The sequence below is a fragment of the Pseudoalteromonas sp. D15MCD-2 genome, assembly GCF_038562745.1.
Classification (GTDB): Bacteria; Pseudomonadota; Gammaproteobacteria; order Enterobacterales; family Alteromonadaceae; genus Pseudoalteromonas.
On the sequence record NZ_JBCFQE010000001.1, the window covers coordinates 987,473 to 1,001,251 of the forward strand.

General features: G+C 38.5%; 8 protein-coding genes. 5 read left to right on the top strand and 3 right to left on the bottom strand.

Going from position 1 to position 13,779, the window contains the following annotated elements; genetic code table 11:
• Positions 1-194 precede the first annotated feature (194 nt).
• From AADY36_RS04485 to AADY36_RS04495, 3 genes are all read left to right on the top strand, one after another.
• Positions 195-4,385 (top strand): PKD domain-containing protein, encoded by a 4,191-nt coding sequence (locus AADY36_RS04485; protein ID WP_055021306.1) that lies wholly within the window; start codon positions 195-197, stop codon positions 4,383-4,385.
• Between the two features lie 478 nt (positions 4,386-4,863).
• Complete coding sequence (locus AADY36_RS04490; RefSeq protein WP_055021305.1) at positions 4,864-6,240, top strand: hypothetical protein; 1,377 nt, start codon at positions 4,864-4,866, stop codon at positions 6,238-6,240.
• A gap of 222 nt (positions 6,241-6,462) precedes the next feature.
• Complete coding sequence (locus AADY36_RS04495; protein WP_054560730.1) at positions 6,463-7,464, top strand: family 43 glycosylhydrolase; 1,002 nt, start codon at positions 6,463-6,465, stop codon at positions 7,462-7,464.
• 67 nt (positions 7,465-7,531) lie between these two features.
• Here AADY36_RS04495 and AADY36_RS04500 read toward each other — a convergent pair whose 3' ends face one another.
• The gene (locus AADY36_RS04500; RefSeq protein WP_342408563.1) at positions 7,532-8,353 is read right to left on the bottom strand and encodes a DUF2306 domain-containing protein; all 822 of its coding nucleotides are present in this window, start codon (positions 8,351-8,353) and stop codon (positions 7,532-7,534) included.
• A gap of 215 nt (positions 8,354-8,568) precedes the next feature.
• Here AADY36_RS04500 and AADY36_RS04505 point away from each other — a divergent pair, with 215 nt between their 5' ends.
• A complete protein-coding gene (locus AADY36_RS04505) occupies positions 8,569-9,705 on the top strand; it encodes a helix-turn-helix transcriptional regulator (protein WP_235575451.1) in 1,137 nt (378 codons plus the stop codon).
• A gap of 3 nt (positions 9,706-9,708) precedes the next feature.
• Here AADY36_RS04505 and AADY36_RS04510 read toward each other — a convergent pair whose 3' ends face one another.
• Together AADY36_RS04510 and AADY36_RS04515 are read right to left on the bottom strand one after the other, a co-directional pair.
• The gene (locus AADY36_RS04510; RefSeq protein ID WP_055021303.1) at positions 9,709-11,436 is read right to left on the bottom strand and encodes a response regulator; all 1,728 of its coding nucleotides are present in this window, start codon (positions 11,434-11,436) and stop codon (positions 9,709-9,711) included.
• A 1-nt stretch (position 11,437) separates the two neighbouring features.
• Entirely contained in the window at positions 11,438-11,977 is a 540-nt protein-coding gene (locus tag AADY36_RS04515; RefSeq protein WP_239963479.1) for a heme NO-binding domain-containing protein, read from the bottom strand.
• A gap of 192 nt (positions 11,978-12,169) precedes the next feature.
• On the opposite strand from AADY36_RS04515, the gene AADY36_RS04520 reads away from it, so the two are divergent.
• Positions 12,170-13,774, top strand: coding sequence for a sensor domain-containing diguanylate cyclase (locus tag AADY36_RS04520; protein ID WP_342408564.1), 1,605 nt, complete (start codon positions 12,170-12,172; stop codon positions 13,772-13,774).
• The last annotated feature ends 5 nt before the right edge of the window (positions 13,775-13,779 follow it).

The following is a 13,779-nucleotide window of genomic DNA, read 5'->3' on the forward strand; positions in this document are numbered from 1 at the left end:
CTTAATTAAGCAGGTTGGTATAATCTAAAATAGTTTTTCAGAACACTTCACCATTCAATGGAACAAAATTAACAGTAAGACTTAGGTGCGAAAAATGAAACTTTACTGTTAACAAATGTTAAATTGCTATCGTTTTATTAGGAACAAATGTATACTAATTGGCCGATAATAATTATATAAAGTGGAATAGTTTTATGAATGGAACTCGTTCAAAAATACTCTTTTCGTTGATCTTCCCTGTTGCTTTGCTTACCGGATGTGGTGGCGGTGGTGGAGGAGACTCTAAATCAGAACAACCTACAACTGATAACCCAACAACAACGCCAGATCCAGTCTTGATGACAGGCGTTTTTTTAGATTCGGCTGTTGCAGGCCTGAACTATACAACAAGTTCAGGTGAATCTGGCGTTACTAATAGCGCTGGTGAATATCAATACAAAGAAAACGATAATGTCACATTTTCGCTTGCTAGTATTGAGTTTCCTACAATTCCCGCTGCAGCCGTAGTCACACCTCTTGATATTTTAGACAGCCGAAACTTATATAGCCCGATAGTGCTTAATACGATTCGATTGTTGCAATCTTTAGATGAAGATAAAGACCCATCAAATTCAATAACCCTTGATAGTGACCTTGTTCAACAGTTAGAAAGCGCAGGTATTTCAAATGCTGATCTAGCGTTGCCGGCTGAGGAATTTGCTCAATTATTAATACAAAAAGGCCTTTTTTCATCTATTGCTGATACTGATTTTGTAACGCAAGAATTTGCGATTTCTCACTTTTCGAGCACTTTATCTACATCTAAAGTTATCGATTCAGATGGAGATGGCATCAGCAATGCTGCCGATACAGATGATGATAATGATGGTGTTTCTGATAGGGATGATTTATTTCCATGGGATAACAGCGAGAGTGCTGATTTTGATTTAGATGGTATCGGCGATAATGCTGATGCTGATGATGACAACGATGGTATAGATGATATTAATGATGCGACGTTGAGTATGAGCCATGCCCTCGATTCATCGATCAAACATATTACTCACATGGTCTATCATAAAGTTACAAATAGAGTATTCATTACCGACCAGATCAATAAATCTTTATATATTGTTAGTCCTGATACAGGAAAGGTTATTCAGACACTGCAATATGAAAAAATGCCAAGAAGAATGGCTATTGCAAATAATACCCTTTATGTGTCGCTACTTGATCGAGACTTTGAATATTACTCAGAAGTTGACGGTAGTGGTGAAATTGTTGTTTATAATTTATCGCGAAATAAAGTCCAGCAACAAAAACGTTTTAGCGTTGCCGTAGATCCATTTGATATTGTCGCGACAAACACAGGAAAAGTGATTGTTTCATCGGGATCTAGTCAATGGACCTCAATTCTTTCATACAGTGCAGAAACAGGATATCAAACGGGGAATGAGTGGATCAGACACCAGTCTTACCTCAGCTTAGATCCTTCGCAAAATTATGTTTTTGCTGCTGATACAGATATATCGCCAGCAGATTTTGAAAAGTTTGATATTTCCGGTGAAGGTATCATTTCACGCGGTGACTCTCCATATCATGGTGATTATAGTATTGGGGGGCGTATTTGGGTTTCAGAAGACTTCGTGTTTTCTCGTTGGGGCAATATATTTAAAGTCTCTGATATGACTCACGTTTCGCAAGTATTAGGGATGTTTACTATTGATGATATTCAGTTTGATGAGAAGAACAAGGTTGCTTTTGCAAGTTCAAATGGAAATATATATTTAATAAACCTCCAGTCATTAGAAGTTTTCAGAGCGATTACTCAACCTGGAGATGTTCAGCAGGTGTTTCTTGCTGAGCAATTCACATACTCAGTGACCGAAAATGATAATACTCTTTATGTGATTAAAACACCTTATCAATGCGCTGATTGTATCGGCAATACAGCTCCTGTAGCTCAGTTTACTTATACGCCAGATACTGGTTTAACAACTGATATGTATGAATTTGATGCTTCGAGTAGCTATGATACACAGAGCTCTGAACTGCAATATCGCTGGGACTTTGATGATGATGGTCAATGGGATACTGATTTTACGACGAGCTCAGATACAAGTAAAAAGTTCATAACTGCAGGTACTCATTTCGTAACTCTACAGGTAATGGATACGGTTGGTGCTGTAGACAGCGTTACAGTTGAAATTAATGTTTCACAAGGGGAAGATTCGGGCAGTGACGTAACTGATGGCTCTGCATACGAATTACAATTTAATGTAACAGCAAAAATTACCGATGTACCTCGACAAAAGCTTTACGTAACAGATAAATCAGCTAAGCGATTATATGTTGTAGACATAGCTGATGGCGAAACTAAAAAGTACTTCGAATTTGAGTTTATGCCGGAGCGAATGACATTATCACCTGATGGTAAGCTACTTTATGTTGCTCTTCTTACTCAAGAGCACAGTTCATATTGGTGGAGTGAAGAACAAAATGGCTACATTGCGGTCTTTGATTTAGAAAAGCAAAGCCAAGTCAATTTATTTGAAATACAAACTGACCCGTATGATCTAGTCATAAATGATCAGAACAAACTTATCGTATCTTCAGGTTCTGGACAATGGACGAACATTTATGCGTTTGACGCTGAGAATGGTGACTTTCTTGGTAGCTCTTCGATTTATCAGGGTGCACGTTTAACTCTACACCCATCGGGGAATTATGTCTTTGCTGCAGATACTAACTTAACTCCATCTGATTTTGAAAAGTTTGATATTAGTGGAGCTGGTATTACCTCTGTTGGGGACTCTCCATATCATGGTGATTTTACAATAGGAGGTCGTGTTTGGATAACGCCTGATGGTAACTATCTAATTAGTCGTGGTGGTCATGTATTCCGTACCGACAATATGACTTACGTTCAAACGCTAGAAGGTTTTGAAGAAGGGGATGAGCTGATTACAGCATTGAATTTTGACTCTCAACAAAATCTAGCTTTTATTGTTACTGATAAAGGTGAAGTGCCTTATTTTAATCTGTCTACATGGTTTAAAGCTGGCAGTATTGAAGTAGAAAATGCATTCGATGTGATTGTTAATGATAACCAAGTAATAGTGTTGAGTGCAGAGTCGGCAGTAACAACTATGGTTGTGGTTGAACATCCTTGTAGCATATGTGGTACTAACATGGCGCCAGTTGCTGATTTTACTTATACACCAGAAAATGGCACAACGAGTGATAACTATGAATTTAATGCTGCAGTAAGTACTGATGCAGAAGATGGTGCAAACTTGCAATATCGCTGGGATCTTGATGGCGATAACCTATGGGATACTGACTTTAGCTCTGATCCCCTCATCAGCAAAAAGTATATTCTTTCTGGTAGCAAAAATATTACTCTGCAAGTAAAAGACTCTGCAGGTGCTTCCAATATTAAAATGATTACAATTGAGGTAGCTCAAGGCACAGACTATGGAACACAAGTGACCGATAGCACGGCCTTTGAATTGCAATTTAGAGTGACAGATACAGCTGTTGATTCGGTGAGGCAAAAGTTATATGTCACAGATAAACAAGCTAAGCGACTTTATTTAGTTGACTTATTAACAGGTGAAACCGAGAAGTATTTTGAGTTTGATTTCATGCCTGAAAATATGACGGTCTCTCAAGATAGCTCGCGACTTTATGTATCTTTGCTTAAACAAGAGCATAGTATGTATTGGTATACAGAAGATCAAAGTGGTTACATTGCTGTTTTTGACTTGGCTGAACAAGCGAAAATAAACGTGTATTCAGTGCCAACTGACCCATTTGATCTTGTTATTAATCAACAAAACAAACTCATTGTCTCATCAGGATCAGGGCAACATACTAGAATATACGCACTTAACGGGCTTAACGGTAATGTGTTCAGCTACACAGATATTTACCAAAAAGGGGTTTTAGATTTACACCCAACGGGTAATACTGTTTTCGCTGCCGATACTGGATCATACCCATCAGATTTTGAAAAGTTTGACATTAGTAGTGATGATATAGAAGCATTGGGAGACAGCCCTTATCATGGTGACTATGAAATAAATGGCCGTGTTTGGGTTACACCTAATGGTGAGTTCGTGATAAGTCGCGGCGGTGATGTGTTTTACAGTAGCGACATGACCCACGGTATGGCTATTGCAGGGTTAGATTCTGATATTATTGAAGTTGTTTTCGATGAAACACAAAACCTTGCGCTGGTTTTAACTGACTCAAAAGTCATTCGTCTAAACCTTTCTAATTTTGTTGAGCAAGACAGTATCTCTTCTCAGTCTAGCGGACATTTACTTGATGCTAATAATCAGTTTTATGGTTTAAAAAGAGATGGCATCATCACTCGTTTAATTAAACATAGTTTTGATTAAATAAGATTTACTTAGTAATAAGCCGCTACATTTGTAGCGGCTTTTTTATAACCCAAAAAAGCATCCAGAAGGAGGCTTTGGTTTAGGTTTATCATCTACAACATAATTATTTAGAACTTCAGCTATTAACTAAAGCGTATTGGCGACTTTTAAGACGAATTTAAATCAATATTCTATATAAAGCGCTAACATATTGTTTGTCAACGAATCAGAAAATTCACATAGTAAATGTTTTTTTACTTTTTAAATTTCATATATTTAACCATTTTATGTTGAGTGGTGTGTTGGGTTTAATGACGATTTCCCAGAGTAATCTTATTGTTGATTAAATGTAAACAGTTAAACTCGTAACAAGTTTTAGCTTTCATCTGGTTTGGTTATTTTGAAAAGTCGGCCCTATAAAATTGTATCTGGTATAACAGTAGCAATTACTATTTTACACTCGAGTGCGTCTCTGCGAGCAAGCGAAGTTAATTGGATGCAAGATGCAAAGTGGGGGATTAGTCATCACTATCTTGCTGGTGGCACTTTAGATAATGCATGGTATCAAATCACAGACTATAACGAGTGGAATAACTATGTAAATGGTTTTGATGTTGACGATTATGCGGATAAAGCAGCCAAGCTTGGTTATGCTTATGTAATTTTTACCATTACTCAAAACCGTGGTTACCTGTCGACGATGAGTGACATTTATGATTTACACTCACCGGCATGTCCGAGCAAACAGATTGCACCAGGTTGTATTACCCAAGTTAACTCAAATCAGGCTGATTACACGCCTAACCGTGACCTTGTTTTGGATTTAGCGAAAGCACTTAAACTAAAAGGTATTAAGTTAATTGCTTACCTACCTTCGCACTCAGGGGATAGATGGACGGGTACAAAAAAGAAAGTACCTTACCCTGATTGGTTTATAACTGGTTTTGTCAGCGAAAGATCGCAGGCTTGGGGAGCTAACATCGCTGGCTGGTGGTTTGATAATTGGTTTAAAGCAGATGAATCGAAACAAAAACTCGAGGCAAAGAATGCTTACCCTGTTGCAGACCAACTTGCTCAGTCTGCTCGAAGTGGCAACCCAAATGCGACGATCAGTTTTCATGCTGGTGACGAGCATAGCTTTGTCCCCAAAGATCCACACAGTCAATATACATCAGGTAAAACTAACGAGTTACCTAAGGCTCCTTCTTCTAAAAAAGTCATAACAGCTTTGGATACAAAAGTGCAGTGGCATGGATTTACCTACACTTCTGACGGAGGATGGGGAGGCTTAAAGAGCAGCTTAAGATATTCGAACACAGATATAGCAAATAGGGTAAAACAAATTGCAGATGAAGGTGGGTTGATAACATTAGATGTGGCAATTAACCCTGACGGTAGCTGGATTGCCGATCGATTGGTGCAAATTCAGACTATCGGTAATACCCTCGGCACAACAAGTGATATAACCTATTCAGGCCTCGAGCTGATAAACGATAATGACCCTCGAATTCAATATAGTGAAAATGGCAACTGGATGAGGTCTGAGCACACAAATACTGGCGAATACCAACAAGATTTACACATGACAACCGTTAATGGTGCGTCGTTTAGTTATGACTTTAGTGGTTCAAGCATTGTTTTTGCGACTTCAAAAGGTATTAACCATGGCGATGTTGAAGTTATCTTAGATGGTAAGTCACAAGGCATATTCTCTATTTTCGATGGTAATAATTATCGCCAAGTACAAAGTATTGTGTTCGAAAAACATGACTTATCAGCTGGCTCACATACTTTAATTGTGAAGAAGGTATCGGGCGATGTTATGCCAGTTGACCTCGTTTTATCTAAAAAATCTAAGAGGGGCTTTAAATAAAGCTTGTTTTAGTGATCCCAAACAAAGGGGGGAAGCCCCCTTTTTTCCAAATGCTTTCGATAACGAGCTAGCTTTAACTCCTTTGCTTAGAACGGGTATCTTGAAACTCACAGCTCAAGCTTACATTTCTTTTCACTGTCTGTTAAAAATAATGTTATATTTGTGTTCTTACTTAAAAGTAATAAAATAATACAAATTAAAATTTAACGATCAGGTTTCAAGATGACATTACAAACAAATAGTCCGTTAGTAGAGCAGCGTGCCGATCCATTTGTGCATAAGCACAGTGATGGTTTTTATTATTTTACAGGTTCTGTACCAACTTATGATCGCATTGAACTTCGTAAGTCTGCGACATTAGAGGGCTTAAAAGACGCTGAAACCTTTGATATTTGGTTTAAACATGACAGCGGCCCGATGAGCCGTCATATCTGGGCACCTGAAATTCATTACCTCGATGGCAAATGGTACATCTACTTCGCAGCCAGTGAAGAAGATGATATTTGGGCATTACGCCCGTATGTGCTTGAGTGTAAAGGCCAAGATCCGCTAAATGATGAGTGGGTTGAACTTGGCATGATGCAAGCCGCTGAGGGCGATGAAAAGTCGTTCACCGATTTTTCTTTAGATGCCACTATTTTTGAAAATAACGGTAAGCGTTACTTCTGCTGGGCAGAGAAAACCGGCGGTCAATTTGCTGCATCAAACCTGTATTTAGCTGAGATGGAATCTCCAATTAAGTTAAAAACAGCGCAGTTTATGCTGACTACACCTGATTACGATTGGGAACGTGTCGACTTTTGGGTAAATGAAGGCCCGGCAGTACTTAAAAATAACGGTAAAATCTTTATTGCTTTCTCTGCAAGCGCAACAGGTGCATGTTACTGCATGGGCTATATGGAAGCCGATGAAAACAGCGATTTACTTGATCGTAATTCGTGGACTAAAACACGTATGCCTGTGCTTGAAACAAGTGTTGAAAAGAAAATTTTCGGCCCAGGTCATAACTGTTTTACAGTAGCTGAAGATGGTGAAACACCACTGTGTATTTACCATGCTCGTGACTATGAGCACGCAGTTGGTGAACCAAGTGTGGTGCCAAAAACAGACACCCGTCCACTTGAAGAGATTGTAAAAGATCCGCTTTACGATCCAAACCGCCATGCTCGAGTTATGGAAGTGAAGTACGACGAAAATGGTCGTCCACTATTTGAACTGTATTAATTTTATAGTGACGTAAATTATGTTCATAAAGCCACCAATTTAGGTGGCTTTATTGTATGAGAGTTAGTTAGCCAACAATCGCAGGGTACCAGTTTGCCAAAGTCACCCCAAATAAGCCGATTAAGAACACGATTGATATTAGCGTCATTAAACAGGCAGTGCCGATAGTGATAAACGTAATATTTGTACGAGCTGCATAGCGAACAAGTTCGGCTATTAAAAGTGGTACTAAGTAAGAACAAAGGCTAACAGCAAGCACGGCAGGCCCAGTGAATGTGGCGGTATCAACGCCTAAGGTGCCAAATACTAAAAACCATGCAAATATCAATAATCTAAAAAACAACACACCATTAGCCGCAAGATATAACCGTATAGCCCACCTTTGATGAGCATTGAAGTTACGAGCCCGTGCTGTTTTCACTGCAAATATACTTGATACAATAACCACTAAGCCGCCAAACATTGTCAGTGCATGCATCAGTGTATTACCAACGGTGCCCCTTACTATCATTAAATACATGCCAGCAAATGAAATACAGCAAGCTAAAACAACAAATACACGACCATTGTAGCGATGGAATGCTCTGTATTTTGTCCTCAGTTTTTCAATGAGTTGTAAGCTTCCGCCAAGGATCATCACTACCGCAAATAATACATGCACTGCATACATCAAATTCCCTGTGGCATCATTAGCAACATAGGCGGTGTTATTAAGTCGGTTCCAACCTGATAGACCTGTAGTTAACGCTGACATTCCATAACCAAGAATGAGATAAACTACAAAGCAAGTTTGCGCCATTAGCAGGCTAATAAACCAAAGCTTTTTACTGTATTCGAGCGCTTTTAAAGGTGTGATTTTGCTATCTTTGTTAAACATCATCAATTCCATTACATTTTTCTAATACCGCTAATATAAAGGGCTAGAGCAAGATTTCTTCTCAAATTCGAAATTTGATCAATGAAATATTGTGTTTGTTTTTGAGAGCTCACACAGAGTTTGACATATTCACTAACAAACTCTTTTTGCTATGTTGATCTTGAAAAAGTAAACTTATCTGATTGGTAAATAATTCATCAAACTCCCAATTTAAGGTATGTAGAGTTATGCAAAATACTTCCCCTTATTACTTACTCGTTTTTGTTTGTATGGGGCTCATGCTGCTAAATGGTATGAAAAAAGAGAAGCAGCTTATTCATTATCTGTTTGCAGTATTTTGCGGTTCGCTTTGCATGGTTGGGGTGCAAAAAATCAGTGCACCAACTATTGGTGTTTACAGTTATTTAATTGGCTTATTTACCTGCGCAACCTGTAATATGTCTTGGCTTATATCACGCACTTTGTTTCGTAAGCATAAGCCTATTGCTTCGGTACATATTGCCGTGGCAGTTGCTATTGCGGGTTTAATTATGTTTAACCAAACTTGGCATTATTTGGTGAGTATTGATGTGCAAGTTTTCCCTGATAGCCAATTCATGTGGCGTTTAAAGCAAGGTATGGTCGAAATAACGGTGTTGCTATCTTCGAGTATTTTGGTGCTCTCTTTTTGGGAAGCATTACGAGGCTATAAAGAGAAAACACAAACGCAAAAGTTGCAGGCAAATATTTTTGCTAGTTGCTACTTTTTAGCGGTATTTAATGCCAGCATACTGCCTAAATTTTTATTCAGTGAAAGCGAATTTCAACAATTTGAGCCGCTTATAATTGCCTCATCAGCATTGTTGATTGTACTTGCAATGCAGTTAGTGATGTTTTTGCAAAAACGTGCCCACAACACAGTGCCTGAAGCTATTGATAGTAAAGTGGTGAACTCTGAAAAGGTAATGAAAGCTATCCATCAGGCTGAACAATCTGAAAATAAAGAGGTAGAGCCTGAGCTTATTACTGGCATAGAAGCACTCATCAATAAGCAGGTTTATTTGCAAACTAATTTGAAAATTTCTGATTTTGCTCAAGCATTAGCAGTACCTGAGTATAAGATCAGCCGGGCTATTCGTTATCATTTTAAAGCCGCAAATTTTAATTTGTTTATTAATCAGTACCGAATACAGCATGCGCAAGGGCTGTTATTAAAAGATGAAGCAAGTCATTGGAGTATACTCAGTATTGCAATGGAAAGTGGCTTTTCTTCGCTTGCTACCTTTAACCGTGTGTTTAAAAGTATCGTTGGGGTTAACCCAAATGAGTTTCGTAAGCAAAACAACTCATTAGTAGAACAAAAAATCATAGAGCTTACTGACTAGAAATTACAGCTGCTTTTGCATTAAATGCTCTGCAATGACCTCAAACATGGTTTGCACTTCAATTGGCTTGGCTATATAGCCTTGCATTCCTGATTCTTTCGCTTTTGTAAGGTCGGCTTCCATAGTGTTGGCGGTCATGGCGATAATAGGGATATGGGCAAACTTTGATTGCTGTTTAATTTTATTCGCTGCGGTATAACCATCCATTTTTGGCATTTGGCAGTCCATCAAAATACAATCGAAAGATTCTTTTTCGACAGCTTCAATCGCTGCTATGCCATCTTCGGCAATATCAACCACAAAGCCATTTGAGCGTAGTATTTGCGATGCAACTTGTTGGTTAAGCGGGTTGTCTTCAACTAGCAGTATTCTTGAGCCCGCAAGCTTTTTAAAGCATGTATTGTCGACTCTGGTCTCTTTTTTCGTAGCGATACCCATCACATGCTCGAGGGTTTTCAATAGGTTCCCTTTAATAATCGGCTTTAATAATATTTCTTCAACGGTTTTATCTAGCGTACTTAGCGTGTCTTTAACTTCTTGGTTTTCATAAGAAGCGAGGATAATGGTTTTTTTAATGTCGATAGAAAGCTGCTTTTTGAGGTTCTCTAGAATGTTATTTTGTTCGCAGTTTAATACGTGCCAGTCTAAAAAAATAAAGTCGTAGTTGTGACTAATATCAGCGTTAGAAAGCTTTTCATCCATGCAATCAATCGTCTGTACATTGATGTCTAATGCATTGAGCATGGTATTTAAAATAGCTTCAGGTTGGTCGCTTTGCTCAATAATAAGAGCGCGTTTATGTTTGAAAATATCTGTGTCGTGGCAGCTTTGCATAACCGATAGCGAAAATAACACATCAAAACTGAAGCTACTCCCTTTGTCTAATTGGCTTTTAACCTCAATATGACCTCCCATAAGCTCGATAATTTTTTTACTGATAACAAGACCAAGACCTGTGCCACCAAATTTACGAGTTGTTGAAACATCGGCTTGTGAAAAAGGCTTAAACACACTATTAACTTGCTCTTCAGACATACCAATGCCTTGGTCAATGACCTGAAAATTAATACAAATAGAGGTATCGGTTTGTGATTTTTTTGTCAGTTTCAGCGTGACATCTTGCTGGTTTGAAAACTTAATGGCATTGCTCAGTAAATTTAATAAAACTTGATTAAGCCTAAGAGCGTCACCGATTAAAAACTCTGGAATGTCATCATCAATATCAAAAATGACTTCGATGTTATTTTTCTCAATTAAACTACTGGCTAAATTAGCGAGGTTCGCAAGAAAGTCATTTAAGTTAAAATCACTGTTTTCAAGTTCAAGCTTGTTGGCTTCTATTTTAGAAAAATCGAGAATGTCATTAATAATCCCAAGCAGTGATTTGGCCGAAAGCTGAATTTTTTCAACGTAATCATATTGTTTATCGGTTAATTCAGTATCAAGGGCGAGGTGTGCCATGCCCAAAATTGCATTCATAGGGGTGCGGATTTCATGGCTCATATTGGCTAAAAACATTGATTTAGCTTGATTGGCGGCATCGGCCAACTCTTTTGCTTTATTTAAATCTTGTGTGCGAAGAATAACTTCTTTTTCTAGATTTTCGGCCGCATGTTTTAGCGTCATATTGGCTTCATATAACTCTAAAGACTTCTGTTCTAACAGGGCTTCGGCTTGTTTTCGAGCCTGGCGCTCTCGTTCTATTCTACGTTTGTAGAGTTCTTCATCCACACTAATCTTCTTTTGTTAAAGTAAAGGTTGCCGACATATGATCAGCGCTTATATCCTTTTGAATCGTAATCTTTTCATTAAATTTTTCACATGCACCTTCAATTAATCCACCTGCTAAACAGGCGAAAGGATTTCCAGAGCGATAGAACATTTGCATTTTGCGCTCACTAATACGTTTTGTTTCAAAGCTTGGTAACTCAGCATCGCTATAAAGCTTTTTAACTTCTACATGAACATGGCGGTCGATGGTATCTAAAAAGTCAAACGTAGTTGAAACACTGGTGAAAAAGTGAGGAAAAAGGATAAAAAAACGATTTAATAAATACTTACCATAGTGCGTGGCTAATTGTTCTGCAGGCGTATTGACGTGCTTACTTAACGAAGTAATAAGCATGATCATTTCAGCGTTGTCGTAATTACCAACACTGGTATAGGCCCCATTTGAAGCAAGTGAGTTTTCTTCAATGATTTTGTCTGCCACTTCATAAGAAAATTCATTTTCGACCATGTCTAAAAACTCGGTAAAGACGATACCTTTCATACAGTAGCCCTTCAAAATTTCATACTAAAAGTTTAGATATAAACAGGGATTTTACAATTTATCAGTCACCAACTTTAGTAGAGGTTCTGCCTTTATGAGACTGATTTATTAAAGCTTGGCAAGCAAACTGAGTAAACGTGGTTATACTTTTTAATACTAATGTACTTTTTATTCTGCTTGGTTTGGTATTTTATGGTGATTGGTGCGAGGCTCAAAAAACGCTTATTACTTGCTTTCACCGCGGCGTGCTTTGCTATTTTGTTGGCGCAAACAATTATTCGGCATTTTTGGATATTGCCAACTTTTGAAGCGATGACAAAACAAAATGATCGGATTGATATTCAGCGCGTGGAGTCACAACTTCAGCAAGAGGTTGATGCGCTGTCAAAAATGGTCTTTGACAGCGCTGCTTGGGATACCATGTATGAAGCTGCACAGCAACGTGATACCCAGTGGTTTAATAGTGACTATGTTATTGCAGACGCACTACAGCGGTTAGACGTAAATGGTTGGTATTTATATGATACACAGGCAAATATTATTGGCGGTGGCAGCTTTAATAGTGATTATCAGCCTTACTCACCAACGGTTTTAGAAAGCCCCAATTTGTTGATAAAAAACGACCTAATAATCTTATCTGGCGATATAGACAATAGCCAATCTGAGTTAACTCATAAAGTCCGGTTTATTACCATAGATAAAACGCCTGCCGTCACCGTCGCTTACAATGTAACGAAGTCCGATGGCACTGGTGAATTTGTGGCGACATTATTGCTTTGGAGCTTTATTGATGAAGACTTTGTCGAAAATCTAACACCAGGGTTAGCAAATGATATTAGCTTTTATGGCATTGATGAAGCACCTAAATATAGGGATCATCTAATTAGGGTGTTTGGTGAAAAAAGGAGAGCAGTCGAGACGACTCAACACAATCGACGGCTTTACTTAGGAGTCAATGATCAAGCAGGAGACTTACTATTTGTGCTATCTATCGCATCCCGTGAACGAACTTACGACCGAAGCTTGTTTGATAGCTCTTTAATTACCGGTTTATTGATATCTGGATCTGTGTTTATTTTGTTTTATTTATATATAAATCAACAGGTTTTAAGGCCACTCAGAAAGCTTTATACATTGGTGAATTCAGCAATCAGTAATAACGATTTTAGCGCTCGGGATGAGTATTTTGGTAATAACGAATTGCACCAGCTCGGGCGAGGTATGAATGAGTTATTTACTTTGATAGAAAATCAACGTGATGAAATACTAGAGCGCCACCAGAAGTTAAAACATATCAGTTACACCGATTCAATGACGATGCTTGCCAATCGTCGGGCATTAGATAAACATTTTGCGATGCTTGCCAGCGATGCAGATTTAGCATCGCAACCTATCTCAATGATTGTCGCCGATATCGATCATTTTAAACTCTACAATGACTTTTATGGGCATGATCAAGGTGACAAAGCGTTATGTGAGGTCGCCAATCTTCTTAAAGAAAATACCCAGCCAAGTAATCACTTTGTTGCTCGGTATGGCGGCGAAGAGTTTGTTATTGTGCTCAGCAATACCGATAAGCATCAGGCACTCAAAGTGGCTGAAACGCTACGAAACGCCGTTGCATCAGCTCACATAACTCACCAAGGCCGTGCAGACTTAAGCTATGTTACCTTATCGATAGGTGTTGCCAGTAAGGCTGCTAATGAGGCGTTTGATTCAGATAGCTTGTTTAAAATAGCAGATGACGCGCTTTATAAAGCGAAAAAGCAAGGTCGAAATTGCTGCGTTGCTGGGTGATTTTT

Bases quoted from the DNA above. Each gene is read 5' to 3' on its own strand.
- AADY36_RS04495 (WP_054560730.1), top strand. From the start codon at position 6,463: ATGACATTACAAACAAATAGTCCGTTAGTAGAGCAGCGTGCCGATCCA.
- AADY36_RS04515 (WP_239963479.1), bottom strand. From the start codon at position 11,977: ATGAAAGGTATCGTCTTTACCGAGTTTTTAGACATGGTCGAAAATGAA.
- AADY36_RS04485 (WP_055021306.1), top strand. From the start codon at position 195: ATGAATGGAACTCGTTCAAAAATACTCTTTTCGTTGATCTTCCCTGTT.
- AADY36_RS04490 (WP_055021305.1), top strand. From the start codon at position 4,864: ATGCAAGATGCAAAGTGGGGGATTAGTCATCACTATCTTGCTGGTGGC.
- AADY36_RS04520 (WP_342408564.1), top strand. From the start codon at position 12,170: ATGGTGATTGGTGCGAGGCTCAAAAAACGCTTATTACTTGCTTTCACC.
- AADY36_RS04500 (WP_342408563.1), bottom strand. From the start codon at position 8,353: ATGGAATTGATGATGTTTAACAAAGATAGCAAAATCACACCTTTAAAA.
- AADY36_RS04505 (WP_235575451.1), top strand. From the start codon at position 8,569: ATGCAAAATACTTCCCCTTATTACTTACTCGTTTTTGTTTGTATGGGG.